This window comes from Arthrobacter sp. ATA002, assembly GCF_026898095.1.
Lineage (GTDB): Bacteria > Actinomycetota > Actinomycetes > Actinomycetales > Micrococcaceae > Arthrobacter_B.
Map to the genome: position 1 here is coordinate 42,081 of NZ_CP114015.1, position 22,264 is coordinate 64,344.

23 protein-coding genes, 3 tRNA genes and 4 pseudogenes are annotated in these 22,264 nt (G+C 64.6%); 15 read left to right on the forward strand and 15 right to left on the reverse strand.

Annotation, left to right across the window (positions count from 1 at the left end):
* The first annotated feature begins 127 nt into the window (after nt 1-127).
* Both OL239_RS00210 and OL239_RS00215 read left to right on the forward strand, forming a co-directional pair.
* A complete protein-coding gene (locus tag OL239_RS00210; protein WP_268910252.1) occupies nt 128-673 on the forward strand; it encodes a CueP family metal-binding protein in 546 nt (181 codons plus the stop codon).
* Nucleotides 674-784: 111 nt separating this feature from the next.
* On the forward strand, nt 785-1,183 hold the full coding sequence (locus OL239_RS00215; RefSeq protein ID WP_268910253.1) for a VOC family protein: 399 nt from the start codon (nt 785-787) through the stop codon (nt 1,181-1,183).
* A 53-nt stretch (nt 1,184-1,236) separates the two neighbouring features.
* Here the strand turns inward: OL239_RS00215 and OL239_RS00220 are convergent, their stop codons facing one another.
* Nucleotides 1,237-2,526: an adenylosuccinate synthase gene (locus tag OL239_RS00220; RefSeq protein WP_268910254.1), complete on the reverse strand. Its 1,290-nt coding sequence runs from the start codon at nt 2,524-2,526 to the stop codon at nt 1,237-1,239.
* A 231-nt stretch (nt 2,527-2,757) separates the two neighbouring features.
* Between OL239_RS00220 and OL239_RS00225 the strand changes: the two genes are divergently transcribed.
* On the forward strand, nt 2,758-3,351 hold the full coding sequence (locus OL239_RS00225; protein WP_268910255.1) for a hypothetical protein: 594 nt from the start codon (nt 2,758-2,760) through the stop codon (nt 3,349-3,351).
* A 10-nt stretch (nt 3,352-3,361) separates the two neighbouring features.
* Here OL239_RS00225 and OL239_RS19885 read toward each other — a convergent pair.
* Nucleotides 3,362-4,587, reverse strand: a pseudogene (locus OL239_RS19885) (Ldh family oxidoreductase).
* A 56-nt stretch (nt 4,588-4,643) separates the two neighbouring features.
* Here OL239_RS19885 and OL239_RS19890 point away from each other — a divergent pair.
* From OL239_RS19890 to OL239_RS00255, 6 genes and pseudogenes are all read left to right on the forward strand, one after another.
* Nucleotides 4,644-5,438: an IclR family transcriptional regulator gene (locus OL239_RS19890; RefSeq protein ID WP_442864267.1), complete on the forward strand. Its 795-nt coding sequence runs from the start codon at nt 4,644-4,646 to the stop codon at nt 5,436-5,438.
* A gap of 41 nt (nt 5,439-5,479) precedes the next feature.
* Nucleotides 5,480-6,109, forward strand: coding sequence for a bifunctional 4-hydroxy-2-oxoglutarate aldolase/2-dehydro-3-deoxy-phosphogluconate aldolase (locus tag OL239_RS00235; RefSeq protein ID WP_268910256.1), 630 nt, complete (start codon nt 5,480-5,482; stop codon nt 6,107-6,109).
* Nucleotides 6,106-7,080, forward strand: coding sequence for a sugar kinase (locus OL239_RS00240; RefSeq protein ID WP_268910257.1), 975 nt, complete (start codon nt 6,106-6,108; stop codon nt 7,078-7,080). Before OL239_RS00235 ends, OL239_RS00240 begins: the two co-directional genes overlap by 4 nt.
* A gap of 57 nt (nt 7,081-7,137) precedes the next feature.
* The gene (locus OL239_RS00245; RefSeq protein ID WP_268910258.1) at nt 7,138-8,598 is read left to right on the forward strand and encodes an Nramp family divalent metal transporter; all 1,461 of its coding nucleotides are present in this window, start codon (nt 7,138-7,140) and stop codon (nt 8,596-8,598) included.
* A gap of 12 nt (nt 8,599-8,610) precedes the next feature.
* Nucleotides 8,611-9,489, forward strand: coding sequence for a C-terminal binding protein (locus OL239_RS00250; RefSeq protein WP_268910259.1), 879 nt, complete (start codon nt 8,611-8,613; stop codon nt 9,487-9,489).
* A 393-nt stretch (nt 9,490-9,882) separates the two neighbouring features.
* Nucleotides 9,883-10,383, forward strand: a pseudogene (locus OL239_RS00255) (DUF427 domain-containing protein).
* Nucleotides 10,384-10,445: 62 nt separating this feature from the next.
* Here the strand turns inward: OL239_RS00255 and OL239_RS00260 are convergent.
* From OL239_RS00260 to OL239_RS00270, 3 genes and pseudogenes are all read right to left on the reverse strand, one after another.
* A complete protein-coding gene (locus OL239_RS00260; RefSeq protein ID WP_104053616.1) occupies nt 10,446-10,874 on the reverse strand; it encodes a DUF3151 domain-containing protein in 429 nt (142 codons plus the stop codon).
* Nucleotides 10,874-11,892 (reverse strand): annotated as a pseudogene (gene fbaA / locus OL239_RS00265) (class II fructose-bisphosphate aldolase). The gene OL239_RS00260 and the pseudogene fbaA overlap by 1 nt, the downstream one beginning before the upstream one ends.
* 144 nt (nt 11,893-12,036) lie before the next feature.
* The gene (locus tag OL239_RS00270; protein ID WP_268911623.1) at nt 12,037-12,675 is read right to left on the reverse strand and encodes a TrmH family RNA methyltransferase; all 639 of its coding nucleotides are present in this window, start codon (nt 12,673-12,675) and stop codon (nt 12,037-12,039) included.
* A gap of 183 nt (nt 12,676-12,858) precedes the next feature.
* On the opposite strand from OL239_RS00270, the gene OL239_RS00275 reads away from it, so the two are divergent.
* Nucleotides 12,859-13,611: an HAD-IIA family hydrolase gene (locus tag OL239_RS00275; RefSeq protein ID WP_268911624.1), complete on the forward strand. Its 753-nt coding sequence runs from the start codon at nt 12,859-12,861 to the stop codon at nt 13,609-13,611.
* A gap of 10 nt (nt 13,612-13,621) precedes the next feature.
* Here the strand turns inward: OL239_RS00275 and OL239_RS00280 are convergent, their stop codons facing one another.
* Both OL239_RS00280 and pyrE read right to left on the reverse strand, forming a co-directional pair.
* A complete protein-coding gene (locus OL239_RS00280) occupies nt 13,622-14,608 on the reverse strand; it encodes an alpha/beta fold hydrolase (protein ID WP_268910260.1) in 987 nt (328 codons plus the stop codon).
* Nucleotides 14,609-14,659: 51 nt separating this feature from the next.
* Complete coding sequence (pyrE, locus tag OL239_RS00285; protein ID WP_268910261.1) at nt 14,660-15,229, reverse strand: orotate phosphoribosyltransferase; 570 nt, start codon at nt 15,227-15,229, stop codon at nt 14,660-14,662.
* 67 nt (nt 15,230-15,296) lie between these two features.
* Here pyrE and nadE point away from each other — a divergent pair, with 67 nt between their 5' ends.
* Genes nadE through OL239_RS00300 form a run of 3 tightly spaced genes read left to right on the forward strand, consistent with a single transcriptional unit; the run spans nt 15,297 to nt 17,824 of the window.
* Nucleotides 15,297-16,121 carry an ammonia-dependent NAD(+) synthetase gene (gene nadE, locus OL239_RS00290; protein ID WP_268910262.1) on the forward strand — a complete coding sequence of 275 codons (825 nt, stop codon included), beginning with the start codon at nt 15,297-15,299 and terminating at the stop codon, nt 16,119-16,121.
* A gap of 42 nt (nt 16,122-16,163) precedes the next feature.
* A complete protein-coding gene (locus tag OL239_RS00295; RefSeq protein ID WP_268910263.1) occupies nt 16,164-16,967 on the forward strand; it encodes an exodeoxyribonuclease III in 804 nt (267 codons plus the stop codon).
* A 2-nt stretch (nt 16,968-16,969) separates the two neighbouring features.
* Nucleotides 16,970-17,824 carry a hypothetical protein gene (locus tag OL239_RS00300; RefSeq protein WP_268910264.1) on the forward strand — a complete coding sequence of 285 codons (855 nt, stop codon included), beginning with the start codon at nt 16,970-16,972 and terminating at the stop codon, nt 17,822-17,824.
* Nucleotides 17,825-17,838: 14 nt separating this feature from the next.
* On the opposite strand, the gene OL239_RS00305 is transcribed toward OL239_RS00300, so the two are convergent.
* From OL239_RS00305 to OL239_RS00340, 8 genes are all read right to left on the reverse strand, one after another.
* A complete protein-coding gene (locus OL239_RS00305; protein WP_268910265.1) occupies nt 17,839-18,354 on the reverse strand; it encodes a hypothetical protein in 516 nt (171 codons plus the stop codon).
* A 90-nt stretch (nt 18,355-18,444) separates the two neighbouring features.
* Nucleotides 18,445-19,029: a DUF6286 domain-containing protein gene (locus tag OL239_RS00310; RefSeq protein ID WP_268910266.1), complete on the reverse strand. Its 585-nt coding sequence runs from the start codon at nt 19,027-19,029 to the stop codon at nt 18,445-18,447.
* Nucleotides 19,026-19,421, reverse strand: a complete 396-nt coding sequence (locus OL239_RS00315) for a hypothetical protein (protein ID WP_268910267.1) — start codon at nt 19,419-19,421, stop codon at nt 19,026-19,028. The genes OL239_RS00310 and OL239_RS00315 overlap by 4 nt, the downstream gene beginning before the upstream one ends.
* The gene (locus OL239_RS00320) at nt 19,418-19,609 is read right to left on the reverse strand and encodes a DUF2273 domain-containing protein (RefSeq protein WP_152220571.1); all 192 of its coding nucleotides are present in this window, start codon (nt 19,607-19,609) and stop codon (nt 19,418-19,420) included. Before OL239_RS00320 ends, OL239_RS00315 begins: the two co-directional genes overlap by 4 nt.
* Before the next feature lie 89 nt (nt 19,610-19,698).
* Nucleotides 19,699-20,229: an Asp23/Gls24 family envelope stress response protein gene (locus OL239_RS00325; RefSeq protein WP_268910268.1), complete on the reverse strand. Its 531-nt coding sequence runs from the start codon at nt 20,227-20,229 to the stop codon at nt 19,699-19,701.
* Nucleotides 20,230-20,462: 233 nt separating this feature from the next.
* Nucleotides 20,463-20,538: transfer RNA gene (locus OL239_RS00330), tRNA-Phe, on the reverse strand.
* A gap of 58 nt (nt 20,539-20,596) precedes the next feature.
* Nucleotides 20,597-20,670 (reverse strand) — tRNA-Asp (locus OL239_RS00335).
* A 59-nt stretch (nt 20,671-20,729) separates the two neighbouring features.
* Nucleotides 20,730-20,802 (reverse strand) — tRNA-Glu (locus OL239_RS00340).
* A gap of 157 nt (nt 20,803-20,959) precedes the next feature.
* Here OL239_RS00340 and OL239_RS00345 point away from each other — a divergent pair.
* Together OL239_RS00345 and OL239_RS00350 are read left to right on the forward strand one after the other, a co-directional pair.
* Nucleotides 20,960-21,318, forward strand: a pseudogene (locus OL239_RS00345) (metallopeptidase family protein).
* Between the two features lie 13 nt (nt 21,319-21,331).
* A complete protein-coding gene (locus OL239_RS00350) occupies nt 21,332-22,261 on the forward strand; it encodes a cation diffusion facilitator family transporter (RefSeq protein WP_268910269.1) in 930 nt (309 codons plus the stop codon).
* Nucleotides 22,262-22,264: the final 3 nt, after the last annotated feature.

The following is a 22,264-nucleotide window of genomic DNA, read 5'->3' on the forward strand; positions in this document are numbered from 1 at the left end:
CCGATATGCGTGACACCAATTACTCTGCCACGGCGGCGGCGTTACCGCGGGGAACCACATCTGCCGGCGTCGGAAGCAGCGAGCGGGCGCAGCCGGGGCGGCGGCCGGAAATCGGTACGCTAACTGCATGAAGTCTGCGCGCCTGCTCCTGTCCGGAATCGTCCTGCTCCTGGCCGCCGGGTGTTCCTCCGCTGCCGCCCCCGAGCCGCTGCTCAGCGAATACGGGCTGGAGGACGCTGATGCCCGGCAGGTAATTGACCGGTTGGACCAGACCAACGAGGACCGCGGGTCCGGGCTGAACGCGTCGGTCACCTACGACGCCGTCACGGTGCAGGACAGCGGCCGGGAGTCCGTCCTCCCGATGCCCGGGGATGAGTTCTACCTGTCCGCGGCGCCATGGAACACCACCACCCATGACTGCTTCAACCACAGCCTGACCGGCTGCCAGGGCGAACTGGTGGACGCGCCGCTGCAGGTGCGGATCACCGACGACGACGGCGCCGTCCTGGTGGACGGCGCCGTGAGGACCTACGACAACGGTTTCGTGGGTTTCTGGCTTCCGAAGGACATCAGCGGGACGCTGGAAATCAGCGCACCGGAGGGCACCGCCACCGGAACTTTCAGCACGTTCCCGGACAGCCCAACCTGCATCACGACCCTGCAGCTGGTCTGAGCCCAGCTTTCTTCCGCCTGACAAGGGCCGAAGCGGCCTGCCCGCCCGTTGACGGGTGCGTTCTTCATGCTGTTAGCATCAGGAATCATTCCCGCCGGTCAGGAGCCCTCCATGAGCAGTGTTATCGCATCCATCGCCCTCGACGCAGCCGATCCGCCGCGGCTGGCGGAATTCTGGACCCAGGCGCTGGGTTACCGGATCGAGGAGACCAACGACGCCGACGTCGTCTCACTGGTTCGGGCGGACGGCACCGGCCCGGACCTCGACATCATTCCGGTGCCCGAGGGAAAGACCGTCAAGAACCGGCTGCATTTGGACCTTCGGGCCACTGAGGGGGCCACGCAGCAGCAGGAGGTGGAGCGGCTGCTCGCGCTTGGCGCGACGCGGATCAACGTCGGGCAGGGACCGGACGTGACCTGGGTGGTGCTGGCGGATCCGGAAGGCAACGAATTCTGCGTGCTCGGCCGGTCCACGGAGGACGCCGCACTGGATATGCCGTCTGCCCCGTAGACAGCGAAAGGCCCGGCAACCTAACCGGCTGCCGGGCCTTTCATACGGGCAAGCTACTCGGTGATCAGGTCCCGCACCACGATGGTCTGGTCGCGGTCCGGGCCGACGCCGATCGCGGAGAACCGCGTCCCGGACATCTTTTCCAGGGCCAGCACGTAGTCGCGGGCGTTTTTGGGCAGGTCATCCAGCGTCCGGGCGCCGGTGATGTCCTCGGTCCAGCCGTCGAAGTACTCGAAGATCGGCTTCGCGTGGTGGAAGTCGGTCTGTGTCATCGGCATCTCGTCGAACTGCACGCCGTCGACGTCGTAGGCCACGCACACCGGAATCTGCTCGATGCCGGTGAGCACGTCCAGCTTCGTCACGAAGTAGTCGGTGAAGCCGTTCACACGCGAGGCGTGGCGGGCCAGCACGGCATCGTACCAGCCGCAGCGGCGCGGACGGCCGGTGTTCACGCCGAACTCACCGCCGGTCTTCTGCAGGTACAGGCCCATCTCATCGAACAATTCGGTGGGGAACGGACCGGCACCGACACGGGTGGTGTAGGCCTTGATGATGCCCACCGACCGGGTGATGCGGGTCGGGCCGATGCCCGAGCCCACGGATGCGCCGCCGGCGGTGGGGTTGGAGGACGTCACGAACGGGTAGGTGCCGTGGTCCACATCCAGGAACGTGGCCTGGCCGCCCTCCATGAGGACCACCTTGTTCTCGTCCAGGGCGCGGTTCAGTTCGTACGTGGAGTCAATGACCATCGGCCGCAGCCGGTCCGCGTAGGACAGGAAGTACTCGACAACCTCTTCGACGTCGACGTCGCGGCGGTTGTAGACCTTGACCAGGAGCTGGTTCTTCTGGCGCAGGGAGCCTTCGACCTTCTGGCGCAGGATCGACTCGTCGAAGATGTCCTGGACGCGGATGCCCAGGCGGGCGACCTTGTCCATATAGGCGGGTCCGATGCCGCGGCCGGTGGTGCCGATGGCACGCTTGCCCAGGAAACGCTCGGTGACCTTGTCCATCACCTGGTGGAACGGGGCCACCAGGTGAGCGTTGGCGGAAATGCGCAGCTTGGAGGTGTCCGCGCCGCGGGCCTCCAGGCCGTCGATTTCGGCGAAGAGCGCTTCGAGGTTCACTACGCAGCCGTTGCCGATCACGGGAATGGCGTTGGGGCTCAGGATGCCGGCCGGCAAAAGCTTGAGTTCGTATTTTTCACCGCCGACGACGACGGTGTGGCCGGCGTTGTTTCCGCCGTTGGGCTTGACGACATAGTCGACACGGCCCCCCAGCAGGTCGGTGGCCTTGCCTTTACCTTCGTCGCCCCACTGGGCGCCGACGATGACAATTGCGGGCATGGGATCCTCCCCCATTAGTTACGAAAGGGAAGAAACGCCGACGGCGCGATCCGCTTCCGTGCATGAGAACGCCCCTGAACTCGCAGGCCAGACCGGAAATAGCCGTGGGCCGGGTCTGGCCGGAGTTGCGGGGCTCTTACCTGCCAAGTTTAGCCGATTGTAACGCCGCCGCCCTTTCCGCAGCGCCACACCGGGTATTCCCAGTGGAGAACTCTGGCGTACCGTAACCGGATGGACCGTTTTCGCGGCTACATTGCAGGCATCGGCACCCGTTCCGGCACTCGTCTGGTGGTGGGCCACTGGCTCGAATCGCCGTTCGGCGCCTTCACCGACGTCATGATGGAGAACGCTGCCGGGTCCCGCCTGTTGCTGGCTCCGAATTCCGGCGTCGCGGAGTATGTCGGCGGAACCTACCGTTTTGACGCGGAGGACGTGGTCGACGTCGACGCCAAGCTGACGGCCGACCGCCTCCTGGTCAGTGCCGGCCCGCTGCGGCTGAACCTGGACCTGGGCCCGCGGACCTTCCTGGGGCACCTGCTGGAACGGGTGCCCCCGGCTGTGGCCGTGCATCCGCGCTGGCTGGCGGCGGTCAATCCCGTTGCCGGGCTGCTGGTGCCCGGGGTTTCCACGGCGGGTTCCGCCGGCGGCGGGCGCCGCGAGTTCTACGGCGTGCGTTCCATCCGCTCGGTCGCCGGAGCAGCCGCCATGTGGAACGGCGACGATCTGGGGCGGCTTTCACCCATCAGGCCGCCCGTCCGCTTCGGTTTCAGCTCTTTTCCACCCAAACCCCAAATTGTGGCCGTGACTACCAGCATCATGTCCTGAGCGCCGTTTTCTAGCCGACCCTAACCGGCGACTCCACCCTCATTTCCCGCGCCAAAGCGGTTACCGCCTCCAACGTCGATTCAGGAATTGGAAGCTCCCGAAGGTGACGGTTAGCCTGCTGATGCTCGGCATCGCCAGGGCTTAGAACAGCATTAACGCCTTGAGCAGGAGACACATTTCGGAGCTTTGCCTGGAAATCAGCCGTCCGGCGAACCGCCCTGTCATCTCCCTGCAGCCCCCCCGGATCCACAACCCATAGAAGATGTCCCGTGCCCATCTGCACCGAAGGGTCTGCCCACATATCAGTAGTTTCGGACGCCATATTGCCTCCGGCTAATGGTCCTGCAAGAAGCTCGATCATGACGGCCAAACCCGAACCCTTGTGCCCGCCGAACGGTAGGAGAGCCCCCGCGAGGGCGACGTCCGGGTCAGTGGTGGGGATTCCCTGAGAATCGACTGCCCAGCCCGGGGAATGGGATTGCCTTCGTTTCGGGCAGCCACTATGCGGCCGTAGGCTCCGTTGCTTGTCGCCATGTCGAGCACCACTGGCTCGTTACCTCCGGTTGGAAATGCGATCGTGAGGGGATTGGTGCCGAGGATGGGTTCCGCGCCGCCGAAGGGTGCGACAGAGGCCCCGGTGGTGGAGACCAAGAATGCAACTAGCCCGTCATATGCCAAGCGGGAAGCCCAAAAAGCACCGGCACCATAATGTGAGCTGCCTTGTATGGCTACGACGGCTGTCCCGTGGTCCCGGACAAGCTCTCGCGCCTTAACGGAGGCTCTGTCCACCGCTACCTGCCCGAACCCGCCGGCCGCATCCAGGACGGCGGTCGCACCGTGTTCATTTCGCCAACTCATCGCAGCGGTAGGCAGGATCCCGCCGGTACGCACCGCTTCCACATAAAGGGGCAGCCGCATAACTCCGTGGGAATGGGTTCCTCTGCGATCGGCTTCGACGAGTGACTCAGCGATCAGGTCGGCATCACCCGCCGGCACCTGCACAGCACGCAGGACATCGGAAGTCGTTCGGAAAAGGCTCTCTGAAGAAACAGTTGGCAAGGTAACGCGAATGGTCATAGTCAGCTCCTGACAGTAGGTGAACGCTGTCGCATCGGTTCCCCCTTGCATTTGTCGGGGAATGTTGCCACTATCACATACTATTATTCGATTTTGAACCTCGGTTTTGCAATGCAAAACAAATCGATTTGCATTTGTTTTGCATTGCAAAACGAGCATTTAGTAGATGTCGAAAGGAATGCCTCTTGGAAACTCCTCGCAACTCATCAACGTCGTTGCGGCGCGCCCTCCAGCTCCTTGAGGTCGTCGCCGGCGGTCACGCAAGCGGCGGCTACACGCTTACCGGCCTGGCGGAACAGTCGGGACTTTCTAAAAGCACCGCGCTCCGGTTACTGGCCCCGCTCATCGATTACGGGCACGTGGAAACGGACTCCACCAGCGGAAAATACCGACTCGGCGCAGGGCTGGCTCGCCTCGGAACTAACTACTTAGAAGGGCTCGACCTCCGGTCCATCGCTTCAGACTCGCTTCGGGGCCTGTCTCAGGACTCTGGCGAAACGGTGCACTTGCTGGTTCCGCACGGTACGTCCATGGTTTACGTGGATAAGGTCGAGGCACCTCGCCCGGTGCAAATGGCATCACGTGTTGGGATGCAGGTACCCATGTACAGCACGGCAAGTGGAGCAGCTTATCTATCGCTGGCTGGACCCGCAGCCTTTGAAGCCGTTGTAGCCCGCGGGATGCCTCCCCTGACGCCTGCCACTCCATCCACGCGCCAGGAACTGCAGGCTGTAGTCGACCTAGCCCTAAACCGTGGTTATGCAATCGACGATATGGCAAATGAGGACCACATCCGGGGCATCGCAGCGGCAATCGTTGATGCTTCCCACCAGCCCGTAGCCGCCCTGAGCATTGTGGGGCCCGAGTTCAATGTGACCCCGGCCAGATTCGAGCTGCTGGGCTCCCTGGCTGTTGCGGCAGCCCGCCGCATCTCTGCCCGCTTGGGGGCGCGCCACTCCATCACGCCGTCCGCGAGCATCAAGTCTTCTACAGAAAAGGAACGTATCTGATGACGTCACCTTCCGCTTCCGTCCGTCCCGAACGCGTAGGTATGAGCGCGGCACTCCTAGATACGCGCCTTATTGCCATTCTCCGTGCCGCGGATGCATCACGTGCCGAGGCTGTCGCGGAAACTCTGATAGAGAACGGAGTTCGCTCACTGGAACTCACCCTGACCACAGTGGGCGCTCTTGACGTTCTGGCACGCCTGGCGGCACGCCTCGGCACCGACATCGATCTGGGCATGGGCACAGTCCTAACTGTGGACGATGTCAACCGTGCGGCCGACGCGGGCGCCTGCTTCGTCGTTTCGCCTACCGTTGACACCGACGTCGTATCGGCAGCACAAGCCCGAGGTTTGGCAAGCTACCCCGGCGCGCTAACCCCCACGGAAATCGCCACCGCCTGGAGCGCAGGCGCCACCGCAGTCAAGCTCTTCCCCGGCGGCGCTTTGGGACCGAGCTATCTATCCGCAGTTCGCGCCCCACTTCCGAACATCCCCATTATCCCTACCGGTGGAGTGGCGCTTCAAGACATCCCGCTCTGGCTGAAGGCTGGTGCCCGGGCAGTTGGTTTGGGCAGCCCACTGATCGGCGATGCGATGTCGCCCGATGGGGACCTAACAGCACTCGCTCACCGCACCCGACAAGCCAGCGACGCTGCATTTGAAGGCCGCGAATGAATACAACTACCCAGCCCCAAGGCCACGGACTGGTCACTCTCGGAGAAACACTGGGCCTCCTAGTCGCCGAAGAAGTAGGTTCGCTTAGCCTCATTCGCAATATGAAACTCAGCATGGGCGGTGCAGAGTCCAACGTGGCAATTGGCGTAGCCCGTCTCGGTCAGGCAGCAACTTGGATTGGCCGGTTGGGCATGGACCCTGTCGGCGATCTTGTCGAACGGGAACTTCGAGCCGAGGGGGTCCGGTGCCTGAGCCGCCGAACCGAAGCACCCACGGCCATGATGCTCCGGGAACGTCGGACCAACTCATCGACAAGCGTTCTTTACTACCGGCACGGCAGCGCCGGCAGTCAGCTCAGTCCGGATGACCTTCCCGACCATGTCATCGAAGATGCCGGGATACTGCATCTTACAGGTATCACTCCCGCACTGGGAGACGGTCCCGCCGCTGCTGTCCGGGAAGCCGTATGCAGAGCTCGGGCCGCCGGAGTACCTGTGTCAGTTGACCTTAACTTTCGCTCGAAGCTATGGAGCGAGGCTTCGGCCGCCCCCGTGTTTCGAGAGCTCATTTCGTCGGCCGACATGCTATTCGCCGGAGATGACGAGATCCGGATTGCCCTCGGTCCCGAACACAGAGAGTCGACCACTGTAGATCTGGCTCGGGCGGTGGGCGAAATGGGGCCTGGCGAAGTAGTGGTCAAGCTGGGCAGGCGGGGTGCTACGGCTCTCATAAACGGTCAGCTGATTGAAGTACCCCCGGTCCTGGTAACTTCCGTTGACAGCGTAGGGGCAGGGGACGCATTCGTCGCCGGTTACCTTGCCAGCCAATTGGCTGGGCACGACACAGCCGAACGTTTGCGCGTTGCGGCCATCACCGGAGCCTTTGCAGTAACGGCCCCAGGGGACTGGGAAGCGTCTCCACGCAGTCACGAACTCGGCTTACTCGGGTCCGACGGAGATGTGCTCCGATGATCACGGTCCAAGCCGTGTCGCTGTCCACCGAAACTCCAACCATGAAAGGTGCAAGCCATGGCGCTTGACGACCCAAGTGATCCCGTGATCTCCGAAGACCGCGGCGCATCTTCCACACGCGCGTTTCCCACCAAGTATTTGCCCGCCCCGAAACTGCGCGACCTACCCGCCCCTCCTGGGCGGAAACAGCAGTGGAGATACGTGGGACCCGGCATCATTGCCGCAGGCGTGGGTATGGCCAGCGGTGAATTCATACTTTTCCCCTATATCGCTTCCCAGGTCGGTCTGACATTCGTTTGGGCGGCATTGGTAGGGCTGGTCACCCAGTACTTCGTTAACATGGAAATCGAACGGTATACCTTAGCCACGGGAGAAACTGCCATCACCGGCTTCAGCCGGCTTTGGAAGCACTGGGGACTGGTATTCGCAATCGGCGCCTACTTCGCAAACATTTGGCCTGCTTGGGCAACGAGCTCCGCAACCCTGATTACCTACACGTTCGGAGGAAGCGTCCCTGTCATTGCGGTAGCAATCCTCATCGTTGTCGGGTTAATACTCACTCTCGCACCCGTGGTGTATAACGCCCTCGAACGGGCGCAAATGGTCAAGGTAGCGGCTCTCCTACTCCTGATTGTTATCGGGGCCATCGTCGCTATCGGTCCGGCTTGGCAGGATGTACCGCAGGTTGTCACCCAGCCCCGATTCCCCGCAGAAGAACTTGGCTTTGCCCTCCTGATGGGAGCCTTGGCGTTTGCCGGCGCAGGCGGAGCGCAAAACCTTGTTCAAAGCAACTGGATCCGAGATAAGGGTTTCGGCATGGGCCGATATATTCCGAAACTCGCATCGCCGCTGACCGGACAGCCTGAAGCACGCGGCAGGGTCGGCTTCGTATTCGAGTCCACCAGTGCGAACCTGGAGAAGTGGCGCGAGTGGTGGCGCTTCGCGAATCGGGAGCAGTTGGTCACCTTCGTCCTGATCTCGTTCCTGTCCATCATGTTCATGTCCCTGCTCGCGTACGCCACCGTCTTCGGACGTGACAACGTCAACGACATTTCCTTCATGCAGACCGAAGGAGAGGTGCTAATGGAGACTGTTGGCACCTGGTTCGGCTACTTTTTCTGGGTTGTTGGGGCGCTGGCAATGTTCACCGCCGCTTTGGGAATCGTTGACTACACCAGCAGGCTAGCTGCTGACGTCCTGAAGACGTCCTATTTCCCATCGGCCTCTGAAAGCAAAATCTATGCGGGTCTTGTGTGGGGCTTGGTCGTCATTGGAATCATTGTTATTTCGGTGGGCTTCTCCCAACCGCTCGCGCTGGCTGTCATATCCGCCTGTGTCGGTGGCACCATGATGTTCATTTACTCAGGACTGCTCATCATCGTCAACCGCAAGATGCTTCCAAAGGAAATCCGCGTTCGCGGAGTGCGCCTCGCCGCCCTCGTCTGGTCAATCCTTCTCTTCGGGACTTTGGCCATTCTCACCATTCAACAACAGCTCGCCAGGCTTTTTGGCCTATGACAGGAGTAATTAATGCGCATTGTCATCACGGATTGTGATCATAAAGACATAGCCATAGAGGAACAGGTTGCGGCTGAGGCCGGCTTGATGATTCGACTCGAGAACTGCCGAACTGAGGATGAAGTGATAGCGCAGTGCGCCGATGCCGACGCTCTACTGGTGCAGTATGCCCCGGTCACAGCACGGGTCCTCGCTGCTCTGCCGAACCTACGTGTTATTAGCCGTTATGGTGTCGGCGTGGACACCATAGATGTGGCGACCGCGGAGCAAAGCGGCGTAGCGGTCATGAACGTGCCACACTATTGCACGGATGAAGTCAGTGACCATGCAATTGCACTCCTCCTTACCTTGGCCCGCGGAACGTCGAAATACGACCGCTTGGTCCGAGAAGGTGTCTGGGACGCAGCCGCAGCAAGACCCCTTTACAGGATTCGTGGGAGGGTTCTCGGCATCATAGGTTACGGAGCCATCGGCCAAGCAGTTGCCCGCAAGGCCACCGCTTTGGGATATGAAGTCGTAGCCCACGACGTGGCATTTGAGCCCGGCTCCATAGCCGCGGACGGAACGCCGATGCTGGCTCTGGAGGATCTACTCGTGCATGCCCATGCGGTGACGCTGCACGCGCCGCATGTTCCCTCCACTCATCACCTGCTGAACACCGCGCGCATGCGTCTGATGCGCCCCGACGCCATCTTGGTCAATACTGCGCGGGGCGCGCTCATCGATTCGGAGGCTTTAGCGGACGTTCTCGAAGAAGGGCACCTCGCCGGCGTGGCGCTGGATGTCTTGGAAGCAGAGCCTCCGGTTGCAGGGGACCGTCTTCTACGCCATCCGCGAGTGGTGCTCACCCTCACATCGGCTGGTACTCAGAAGAAGCTGAGAAGGAGCTAAAGGAAACCTGTATCCGCAATGTCATAAATGTGCTCCTAACCGGTTAGGTAGCACGCGCTGATGCGACACGGTTAGTCCAGCACCGGGGGCCTTTCCTGCTCATGACGGGAGGCCCCCACAGGAGGCGTGGGGTTATGTACTGTGCAAAGGTGCTGTCGGGAATACTGCCCGACAGCACCTTTGCACGTTTCTGTTGGTCCCCGATACAACCGAGGACAACTACGTGGTCTATGCCCGCCTTGCCCCGTAGGTGGCGGCCCGGCAATCTCTTGGCGCAGTAATTTGCGCCCGGTACCCATCCCGCGGCCCGGCCAGCCCGAAGCACCCTTAACCCCGGGCCACACCGAGCGCCCGGGCGGCGCCGGCTGCGGCCGGCTGCGGAAAGGGCTGGCCATGGAACATCACCCCCGGCGTCCCGAACAGGAGCACACCGTGGAATCGGTCTGGGACTATCCCCGGCCGCCGCGCATCGAACCAACCGAAGAACACATCCAGGTGTTCCTCGGCGGGCAGCTGATCGCAGACACCACATCCGCCGTCCGCGTCCTCGAAACCAGCCATCCGCCGGTGTACTACATTCCGCTGGAGGACTTCGCCCCGGACTGCCTCATTCCTGCCAGCGGGTCCAGCTGGTGCGAGTACAAGGGGCAGGACTCCTACTTCGACGTCGTAGCCGGAAACACCCGGGCCGGCCGGGCGGCGTGGACCTATCCCGACCCGGTTCCGGGATAGGGCCTCCTGGCGAGCCGGGCCGCCGTGTACCCGGGGAAAATGGACCGCTGCACCGTGGACGGCGAGGAGGTCCAGGCGCAGGAGGGCGACTTCTACGGCGGCTGGATCACCGGACGCATCACCGGACCGTTCAAGGGAGCGCCGGGCACCGGCGGCTGGTGACACCCGGATACGGCAAAAGCCGGCAACCCCCCAGGTGCGGGGCGCCGGCTTTCGCCGCTTAGTTAGGACTCGCGGCCCTCGATGGCGATCTTCGCCTGCGGGTCCGACTCATTCAGGAACTTGGTGATCCGGTCCACTTCCTCGGCTTCGCCGATGGCCGCTGCGGCCCGGCCCAGCGCATAGAGCGACCGCAGGAATCCCTGGTTCGGCACGTGCTCCCAGGGGATGGGGCCGGCGCCGCGCCAGCCGGAGCGGCGCAGCGCGTCGAGCCCGCGGTGGTAGCCGACGCGGGCGTAGGCATAGGACTCGATGGTGCGGCCTTCGTCGAAGGCTTCATCGGCAAGGATCGCCCACACCTGCGAGGAGGTGGGGTGCTTCGCTGCCAGGTCCACGGCTTCGTCTCCGGCTTCCAGGCGTGCGACGACGTCGGACTCCTCAGGCAGGTACGTGGGCTCGGGGCCGAGGAGGTTCTTGCGGAATTCATCTGACATTAGAGGGACTTGCCTGCCGATCCTAGGTTCTGGGCTGCTTCAACCACGCGGGCGGACATGCCGGCTTCAGCCGAGGCACCCCACACGCGCGGGTCGTACTGCTTCTTGTTGCCGACTTCGCCGTCGACCTTCAGCACGCCGTCGTAGTTGCGGAACATGTGATCCACCACGGGGCGGGTGTAGGCGTACTGGGTGTCGGTGTCGATGTTCATCTTCACGACGCCGTAGGAGACCGCGTCGGCGATTTCCTGGGCGGAGGAGCCGGAGCCGCCGTGGAACACCAGGTCGAACGGACGTTCGCGGCCAATGGATTCGCCCACTGCGTCCTGGATGTCCTTGAGGATTTCCGGGCGCAGCTTCACGCCGCCGGGCTTGTACACGCCGTGCACGTTGCCGAAGGTCAGGGCGGTCAGGTAACGGCCCTTGTCGCCGGCGCCCAGGGCCTCGATGGTCTTCATGCCGTCCGCCACCGTGGTGTACAGCTTCTCGTTGATGGCGTTTTCCACGCCGTCTTCCTCGCCGCCGACGGTGCCGATCTCAACCTCGAGGATCATTTTCGCGGCGTGGGTGCGGGCCAGCAGCTCCTGGGCAATGCGCAGGTTGTCCTCCAGAGTTTCCGCGGAACCGTCCCACATGTGGGAGTTGAAGATGGGGTCCTCGCCGCGCTTGACCGCTGCCTCGGATGCCGCCAGCAGGGGCAGCACGAAGTCGTCCAGCTTGTCCTTGGGGCAGTGGTCCGTGTGCAGGGCGATGTTCACGTTGTAGCTCTTGGCGACCTCGCGGGCGTAGGCGGCGAAGGCGAGGATCCGGTGACCATGTTCTTGATCTTGGCGCCGGACCAGTAAGCGGCACCGCCGGTGGACACCTGGACGATGCCGTCGGAACCTGCCTCGGCGAACCCCGCGAGCGCCGCATTCAGCGTCTGGGACGAGGTGACGTTCACGGCCGGATATGCGAAACCCCCCGCTTTGGCTCGGTCGATCATCTCGGCATAAATCTCAGGGGTTGCAATAGGCATGCTGACTCCTCGTGAAAGGTTGATCTACGGCAGGGCCAGGGCCCTCATTGGCTTCCTCCATCCTAGCCACAAGACGGCTTCAGGCATCAGGTCATGTCACCGGATAACGGCCGCCGGGCCAGGACCGCGCTGCGGAAGGGCAGTTCAGTTCACGCGCTGGCCAAAAACATGGCGCCGCACCCACCCGTGCATGGCAATCGCCGCGGCCGCCGAGGCGTTCATGGACCGGGTGGATCCGAACTGGGCAATGGAAAGCGTCGCATCCGCCGCGGCATGCACTTCCGGGGTCAGGCCCGGGCCCTCCTGCCCGAACACCAGCACGCAGTTTTCCGGCAGTTCGTAGGTCTCCAGCGGCACCGAGTCGGGGAAATTGTCGATCCCGATGATGTGCAGCCCCTCGCCCTGCGCCCACTCGACGAACTCCTCCACCGTGGGGTGGTGGCGCACATGCTGGTAGCGGTCGGTGACCATCGCGCCGCGCCGGTTCCACCGCCGTCGTCCGATGATGTGCACTTCCCGAGCCATGAAGGCATTGGCGGTGCGGACCACGGAGCCGATGTTCAGGTCATGCTGCCAGTTTTCGATCGCCACGTGGAACGGATGCCGCTTTGCATCCAGGTCGGCCACGATGGAGTCGTGTTTCCAGTACCGGTACTGGTCCACCACGTTGCGGGTATCCCCGGTGGCCAGCAGTTCCGGGTCCCAGTGTTCACCTTCGGGCAGCGGGCCTTCCCATGGCCCGACGCCGATCCGGGGGCCGGCTGCCGCGTCGGGCAGTTCCACTGTGTCGGTTGTTAGCCCGGGGTTCTCCGGCAATTGTTCAACGCTGTCTATCACCCTTCAAGCCTAAGGTGAAAGACTGGGACGCAGAATCACAGGCAACAGCGGCCCGGGGAAAGCCCGGCGCAGGTTAGGAAAAGGAACAGCGTGGGCGAAAACGAGAACATTGAATGCTGGCTGACGGACATGGACGGAGTCCTGGTCCACGAAAACCATCCCATTCCGGGAGCAGCCGAACTCATTGAACGCTGGGTGTCCACCTCCAAGCGGTTCCTGGTGCTGACCAACAACTCGATCTACACCCCGCGCGACCTCGCCGCCCGGCTCCGCGCCTCCGGCCTGGAGGTGCCCGAGGAAAACCTGTGGACCTCCGCCCTGGCGACCGCTGAGTTCCTCAAGGACCAGGTCAAGAACACCGGCTCGCCCGGCCGCTGCTTCGTGGTCGGCGAGGCCGGCCTGACGACGGCGCTGCATGAGGCCGGCATGATCCTGACCGACACGGCACCGGACTATGTGGTGCTGGGCGAGACCCGCACCTATTCCTTCGGCACCATCACCAAGGCCATCCGGCTGATCCTGGACGGCGCCCGCTTCATCGCGACGAACCCCGACGTCACCGGGCCGTCACAGGAGGGGCCGCTGCCGGCCACCGGCGCCATAGCCGCCCTGATCACTGCAGCCACCAACATGGAGCCCTATATTGTGGGCAAGCCGAATCCCATGATGTTCCGTTCCGCCATGCGCAAGATCGACGCGCATTCGGAGACCACCGCCATGATCGGGGACCGGATGGACACCGACATCGTGGCCGGCATCGAAGCCGGGCTGCACACGGTGCTGGTCCTCACCGGCATCACGCAGCGCGAAGACATCAACCGCTATCCCTTCCGGCCCACCCAGATCATGAATTCGGTGGCCGACCTCATCGAGACCGTCTAGAACACGGACTTCAGCCCGCCGCCCAGCTCCGGCGGGGAGTGCAGCCGCAGCACCTCGCGCACCACGTCCTGGTAGACGCCGGGGTTCCACTGCGGGCTGGCGTGGGCGGGCCGGGCGCCCTGGTGACCAGGGACGTGGAGACCATGTTGCCGGGGAAGGCCGCCGCCCACTCGTACTTCGCGCCGAAGTAATTGACCGTCCGGTCCTCCGGGTTGCCAATGAACGCCAGCGACGTGTTGCCCAGGGCGCCGGAGTACAGCCGCACGTCGTAATGGTAGATATAGGACGCCTCGGCCTGGATCAGGGTGGTCGACGGCGCCAGCGGGGAGAGCTGCTCGAGCGTCTGGTCCATCACGGTTTCCCAGGTCCGCTCATCCTTGTGCAGGACCCGCTCCCCCAGCTCATAGCCTCCGCGCAGCACGCTGGGAATGCGGTAGCCGGCGTCGTACAGGGCCGCCACGCCCGTGAACATGGCCCGGTCCAGAACATCCTGGGCACCGGCCGGGCTGGAGTCCAGGATGATGAGTTCGACGGCGACGCCCCGCTCGAGCAGCCGGGCCGCCACTTCCACGGCGAGCATTCCGCCGAAGCTGTGCCCGTAGAAGTACACGCGGCGCAGCTGGTGGTTGCGGATGTAGCGGAACACGGCGGCGACGATGTCATCGACGTCCAGGCCAAGGTTGGAGTACCCGACGCCGGCCAGCTGCCCGCGCGACGCCAGCACCGGGCGCAGCGAATTCAGGATCCAGACCGTTTCCTCCCAGCTGGTCTTATACCCGGGAAAGAGGAACCAGGACGCGGACGGAAAGCGCCGCTCGGCGTCGTCGTCGCGCACGCGCAGAATCTCCAGGTCCTCGCGGTACCGCTGGATTTGGCGCGTGACAAAGAGATCCGCGGCCAGGGTCAGGCCCAGCACGCTGCCGGCCAGGAAACGGCGGCGGGAAAACCGTTTCAGGTTCTCCGCGGAGCGCAGGAAGTCGGCCGGGTCCATACTCATGCCTGACCGGTTCCGGGATCGGGCAGTGCGCGGGCCGCCTGGTGCCCGGCCTTAGTCCAGGCCCAGTTCATCCTTGCCAAAGGCGTACAGGTACGGGACGCCCGCTTCGGCCTCAATGCGCTCCTTGGACCCCGTGTCCCGGTCCACAATCACTGCCACGGCAACCACGTTGCCGCCGGCGCGCCGCACGCCTTCCACCGCGGCCAGCGCCGAGCCTCCGGTGGTGGAGGTGTCTTCCAGGACCACGACGTTGCGGCCGGCAACATCGGGCCCCTCGACCTGGCGCCCCATGCCGTAGGACTTCTGCGCCTTGCGCACGACAAAGGCGTCAACGGGCCGTCCGGCACGGGCTCCGGCGTGCATCAGGGCGGTGGCCACCGGGTCTGCGCCCATCGTCAGACCGCCGGCGCTTTCGAAGGAAATTCCGGCGCGGTCGATCAGGTCCAGCATCACCTCGCCCACCAGCTGTGACGCCTCATGGTGCAGTGTGACCCGGCGCAGGTCAATGTAGTAGTCGGCTTCCGCGCCGGAGGACAGGGTCACCTTGCCGCGGACCACGGCCAGTTCGCTGATCAGATCCAGGAGGCGGGCACGGGCGGCAGGCAGAACGGGCGCAGTCATGGCCTCAATCCTAGCCGAGCCCGCCTTTCTCCACCGTGGATGTGACAGGAGATATAGGGTGGAGGGCATGCGCCAACTACAAGCTGAAATCATCGCGGAAATGGGCGTGCAGCCCGACATCGACGCCAAGGCCGAGATCCGTCGGCGGGTGGACTTCCTCAAGTCCTACGCCGTGGCCTCCCACACCGGCGGATTTGTGCTGGGTATCAGCGGCGGCCTGGATTCCACGCTCGCCGGGCGGCTGGCCCAGCTTGCCGTCGACGAGCTCACGGCCGAAGGCACCGAGTCGCAGTTCATTGCGCTGCGCCTGCCCTATCAGGTCCAGCACGACGAAGCGGACGCCCAGGCGGCCCTCGAATTCATCCGGCCCACTCAGGCCTGGGTCTACAACGTTGCTCCGGCCGTGGACGGCTACGAGGACGAGTACGTCAAGATGAGCGGGGAACGGATCAGCGACTTCAACAAGGGCAACATCAAGGCCCGCGCCCGGATGACCGCCCAGTACGCGGTCGCCGGCCAGCACAACCTGCTGGTCATCGGCACTGACCACGGCGCGGAATCCGTCACCGGGTTCTTCACCAAATACGGCGACGGCGGGGCCGACATCCTGCCGCTCTTTGGGCTGAACAAGCGCCAGAACCGGCAGCTGCTGGCCGAGCTGGGCGCCCCGGAGAGCCTCGTGAAGAAGGCTCCCACCGCGGATCTGCTGGACGACGCCCCCGGCCAGACCGATGAAACGGAGCTGGGCATCAGCTACGACACCATCGACGACTACCTTGAGGGCCGCGACGTTCCGGCGGACGCCGCCGAGAAAATCGAACGCCGTTTCCTGATGACCCGGCACAAGCGCACGGTGCCGGTCAGCATCCTGGACACGTGGTGGAAGCCCTGAGGCATGCCCTGATCAGACGGCTCATTCGGTAACGTAGCAAGGGTGAAGATTGCTACCTGGAATGTGAACTCCATCCGTGCCCGTGCCGACCGCGTGGAAGCGTGGCTGCAGCGCTCCGACGTCGACGTCCTGGCCATTCAGGAAACCAAGGCCAAGGACGAGAACTTCCCGTGGGAGGTCTTTGAGAACAATGGCTACGAGGTGGCGCACTTCGGCCTGAGCCAGTGGAACGGCGTCGCCATTGCGTCCCGGGTGGGGCTGGACGACGTCGAGCGCACCTTCCCGGGCCAGCCGCAGTTCGGCAAGACCGAGGCCACCACCGCGTCCGAGGCGCGCGCCATTGGTGCCACCTGCAACGGGATCCGGATCTGGAGCCTCTACGTGCCCAACGGCCGGGCCGTCGGGGACCCGCACATGCCCTACAAGCTGCAGTGGCTGGACGTGCTGAAGGACCAGGCCTCAGGCTGGATTAAAGATAACCCGGAGCTGCCGCTGGCCCTGATGGGCGACTGGAACATCGCGCCGCAGGACGAGGACGTGTGGGACATCGACTGGTTCCGGGCACAGAACGCCACCCATATCACCGAGCCGGAGCGGGCCGCGTTCCGCGCCTTCCTCGACGCCGGTTTCACCGACGTGGTGCGCCCCTTCACCCCGGGACCCGGGGTGTACACCTACTGGGACTACACCCAGCTGCGTTTCCCGAAGAAGGAAGGCATGCGCATCGACTTTGTCCTTGGCTCCCCGGCGCTTGCCGCCCGCGTCACCGGCGCCACCATTGACCGCGAAGAACGCAAGGGCAAGGGCGCCTCGGACCACGCACCCGTCATTGTGGAGCTGGACTGATTGTGAGCGGGAAGCCGCAGCGCTCCCTTTACCGCACGTTCCCGTACGTGTCGCACCTGCGCGTCTACGAACCGCTCGACGTGTTCGACGACGACCAGCAGCTGGCCATTATGGAGCAGCGGGCGCGCGGGCGCCACGAAACTGAGGTGCTGGACCGCAGCGACGCCGTGCGCCGGCTGGTGCGCGCCGTCTCCGATCCCTTCCCGCACAGCACCACCGACCTGGTGCGCGTGCTGCATTATCCCGGCCACGAGGGAACCACGAGGCGGCTGTACTGCCCCAACCAGCTCGCCGTCCGGACATCGCTGGCCGCGGAGTCGCTCGGGGAGAGCATCCGCGGGCCGCTGGTGGACGTCCTGGTACCGGAGGTGGCCCGCGAGGCGCACGCCGCGCGGATCGACCCCGATTCCTTCGCCGATTCCCTTGCCCACCTGCACACCCGGTCGGCGACCTGGGGCGTTCCGTTTGGCTGGTTCGTGCTGCTGCACGAGGATGACCATTCCGAAGTGGTGGAGGACGACGGCAAGGTCCAGACCGTGCGCCTGAGCGCTCCCGTTCCCCAGTGCCTGGACCGGGCGAGGCGGGCCACGGCGGCGTTGACGCTGGCCGCACCCGAACTGGACCTGGTCGATGAGCTGGATGAGCTCATCAACTGGCTGGAAATCTTCTCCGAGGACGCGGTGCTGGAGCTGGACTACGGTCCGGTGGCGGATTTGGTCTTTCCCGACGACTCGCCCTCGGATGTCCGGCTCGGGATTGAGTCGCTGGCCGACGGCGACATGACCGGAGCCGCAGCCTCGTACCGCCGGCTGGCCAACCGCTGGATTCCGATCCGTCAGCTGGCCCGCGCCAGCTGATCCCCGGACGGGTCCTAGCGGACCCGGTCTTCGCGGTTGAAGCGCAGCCGGCGGCCGCCGTCGATACTGATCAGCACCGGAGTTTCCTGCCCCAGCGCGGCGTCGAGAGACTCCACCAGGGCGGTGGCGTCGGCGGCAATCAGGTGCGGCGCCGAACCCTGGCGGGGGGTGATGCGGATCCGCAGCGCGGAGCGGCCGTGCAAGTCGTAGGTACTGACAGCGGCGGACGCCACGTCCGGGTCATCCTGCAGCGCCGTCCGCAGCGCCTGTTCCGCCACGGCCCCGCTGATCGCCACCCGCCCCGGGGCGCCGTCGTCGTCGTACTCCGACACCAGGGTGCCGGTCCGTCCGCGGCCCTGCGCCGCGGCCCACAGGATCAGCAGGACGATCGCCACGATCATCGCCAGGGCCAGCAGCGGCCAGACCCAGCTCTGGGACTGGCCGGGAAGGGCGGTCTGCGCGCCGAAGTCGTGCATCCGGTCCAGCAGGCCGGGGGCAAAGACTGCCAGCGGCGGGCCGCTCCCCGTCAAGGCTGATCCACAGCAGTCCGCCGCCGAGGCCGATCAGGATCAGCCCCAGCAGACCGAGCAGCAGGCGGTTCAGCGACCGCGGAGTCCGGTTCACTGCCCGATCACCCCCAAGGTGGAAACCTGCACCCGGACCTCGGGCTGCGGATCCAGTCCGGTCAGCTGCAGTTCGTCCTGCACAGCTTCCCGCACCACCTCGCCGTTGACGGGCACTCCCGACGTTGGCCGGATGCGCACATCCACGCGGGTCCGGCCGACAGTGACCAGCACCTGCTCGGCCGTGACCCCGGCCGTGAGCCGGGCCCGTCGTGCCAGCGAGGAGGCCAGCACATCGGCGTCCACGACGACGGCGGCCCGCGGGTTGGGCAGGGCGTAGCGCGGGCGGCGGCCCGGCAGGACCGCCTGCAGGAAAAACACCAGCCCGGCCAGCAGGATCAGCACGCCAACAAGCCCCAGCACGGTGGTATCGGTGTCCGCCGGCAGCCGGGACAGCCAGGTGCCCAGGGCAGCCGGGTCGGTCAGCCAGGCGTCCTGGCCCAGGGCCTGCAGGGTTGCTTCCAGCAGGACATAGAGGCAGAACAGGATCCCCAGGAAGGCGGCGACCATGGCTCCGGAGGTCCGGCTGGCGTGGGTTTCACGGCGTACGATCCGCCGGGTCAGCGGCTCGTTGCTGTTCAACGGACCCTGCTTCCCTGGCTGAGCTGGACCCCGGTGACGCGGATGTCCACCCGGGACACCAGCGACCCGGTGAGTGCGGTGACCTTCTCCAGCAGGTACGGTTTCGCGGCGTGCGCGCGGTCCCACACGGAACCTCCGGAGCGGGTGACCAGTCCGGGATCAGCGGCTATGCGGGTCAGCGCAGGAAGGGAGACCGGCAGGGACAGGGCCATCGCCAGCATCCCCTGGTCATCGGACCAGCCGACACGGATGGAAGCCGGGGAAACATCAAAGAACTCCGCGGCCGCCGCCTTCGCTGTGGACGTCAGCGCCTGGGTGCTGATCCGGTTATGGCCGGCGAGGCCGGAGTTCCGGTCAGCGGCAGGGGCAGCGTCCTGGACTGCGGGGCTCACGAGGATGAACGGCGTCCGGTCAGCGCATCGCGGACGGTGCGGAAATCCACTTTGCCTTCTGCCGCGCGGCCGCACAGGGCACCCACGGCGATGAACAGCGCCATCAGGAGGAAGCCCCAAAAATCAAAGATCAGGGCGGTGAAGGCCAGAACAGCCCCGATCGCCATGCCCGTTACGGTTGGTTTCATTGTTCCTGCCTCATAACGATGGTCTGCGAGCTATCTTCGACCCTATACTGCCTGCTGCCGTCCCACCGTGTTGGCTGGGACTGTCCCGGCTAGGAAGGTGCGGAGCCCGGCCGGGGCTTGTCCGGGCGGGGCTCCGGGGCGCCGGGAATCTGTACATCATTCACATCAACGTTCACCTCGACCACCCGCAGGCCAACCAGGGACTCCACCGCCGAGTAGACGGCTGCCCGAACGTCATTGGCGATCCGGGTGAGCGGAATCCCGTACACGGCCACCAGGGTGACATCCACCGCGACCTCGGTTTCCCCCACCTCCACGTGGACGCCCTGGGTGGCGCTGGATCCGCCGACGGCGTCGCGTACCGCACCCAGTGCACGGCCGGACCCGGTGCCGAGGGCATACACCCCGTCCACTGCGCGTGCGGCAATGGCAGCCACCTTGGCCACGGCCTGCTCGCTGATGGCGGTCTTCCCGCCGATATCCTCCGGGCGGACTCCTGACCCCGCCGGGGCAGCAGGTGCAGGCGCCTGCACGGGAACGGGCGCGTGCGCCGGCGTCCGGGCGGGAGGAACATTCTGGTTGTGGGCATCATCCATGGTGCCCAGCGTATCCTGCGGCACTCCTCCTTGGGAGGCACGTCCGCGGGCGGTACTCACCGCTTACCGACCCGGCGCCCGGTCACCGCGGCGGGCTGGGTCCCGGTAGTCCAGTCCCCGCCAAGGACACCGCCGCGGGCGGTGCGGAAGCAGGCAGGCAGATTCCGGGAAGAGCAGCACGCGGCGTCCGGGGAAAGGACAAGGAAATGGCAGTCCGGGCAAAGAAAACCCCGGACTCGTAAGTCCGGGGTTTTAGCTGGTGGCTCCGACCGGCGTCGATCCGGTGACCTTTCGATTTTCAGTCGAACGCTCTACCAACTGAGCTACAGAGCCGGGCATCATCGCAACCGATGATCACCGAGATCTTCCAAATCGCTTCAGAAAATCTGAGCGACCCTGACGGGACTCGAACCCGCGACCTCCGCCGTGACAGGGCGGCGCGCTAACCAACTGCGCTACAGGGCCTTACTTTTCACGAGTGTAAACTCTACCAGCTTTTCACTGGCCCGATTACCACTCATGAGTACCCCCAACGGGATTCGAACCCGTGCCGCCGCCGTGAAAGGGCGGTGTCCTAGGCCGCTAGACGATGGGGGCCAACAGAACACACGGGAACGCTTGGAAGCGGAAATTTCCGTTCGTTTGCGCCCCTGTGGACTCATAAAACTATAGGGCCTGTTGGAGCAAACAGCAAAACGGCCGCGGCAGCACCCCCGGAGGCGGCCCCGGCTAGAGTGGCAGAGTGCCCATAGACATGCTGCCCGACGACTTCGAGACCGCCGTTGATGACGCGGTCGACTCCATCCCCGCAGACCTGGCGGCGGCCATGAACAACGTGGTGATCTTCATCGAGGACGAGTATGTTCCCGGACCCGGGGAGGATCCGGGAACCGAGCTCCTGGGGATCTACGACGGAACGCCGCTGACCGAACGGGACTCCTGGTGGGACGCAGGCTCACTGCCGGACCGCATCGTCATTTTCCGCGGGCCGCTGATGCGGATGTGCTCCTCGAGGATGAGCTGGTCCGTGAAATCCGCATCACCGTCATTCACGAGGTTGCCCACCATTTCGGGATTGACGATGCCCGGCTGCATGAACTCGGCTGGGGCTAGCTAGCCTTAAGGCATGGGAAATCATCACGGCCACACGCACGGCCTGCCGGCAGGCACCGCAACGGGACGCCACCGCCGCAAGCTGCTGATCGTTGTCATCATCACCCTCAGCGTGGTTTTCCTTCAGGTGGCGGGCGCCCTGCTCTCCGGCTCGCTCGCGCTGCTGGCCGACGCCGGACACATGCTCTCCGACGCCGCGGGCGTGTCCATAGCCCTGCTGGCCTCATGGATCGCCACCCGCCCGGCCACGAAGCGGCGAACCTACGGATACCAGCGCGCCGAAGTCCTGGCCGCCCTGGCCAACGCGGTGCTGCTGATTGTCATCGCAACCGTCATTTTCGTTGAGGCCATCCGCCGCTTCGGTACGGAACCCGAAGTACACACCGGCCTGATGCTCGGCGCGGCCATCATTGGCGGGCTGGCCAACCTCGCCTCCCTGCTGGTGCTGCACAGCGGCCGCCGGGAAAGCCTGAACGTGCGCGGCGCCTATCTGGAGGTCCTCGGCGACCTGCTGGGCTCGGCCGCCGTCGTCGTCTCCGCCGTCATCATCATGCTCACCGGCTACCAGCAGGCGGATACCTGGGCGTCGATCCTGATTGCCCTCATGATCCTGCCGCGGGCCTGGTCACTGCTGAAGGAGGTCATCGACGTCCTGCTGGAAGCCACCCCCCGGGGCGTGGACACCGAAATGATCCGCGACCACATAGTGAACGTGGAGGGCATCTCCGACGCGCATGACATCCATATTTGGACCATTACGTCCGGCGTGCCGGTGTTTTCGGCGCACGTAGTGGTCGACGACGACCACCTCACCTCCGAGCGGATGGACCAGCTCCTGGACCGGCTCACGAGCTGCCTGAGCCGGCACTTTGACACCGAGCACTGCACCTTCCAGCTTGAACCCGCCAGCCACGCCGTCCATGAAGGACACCAGCACGCCTGACCG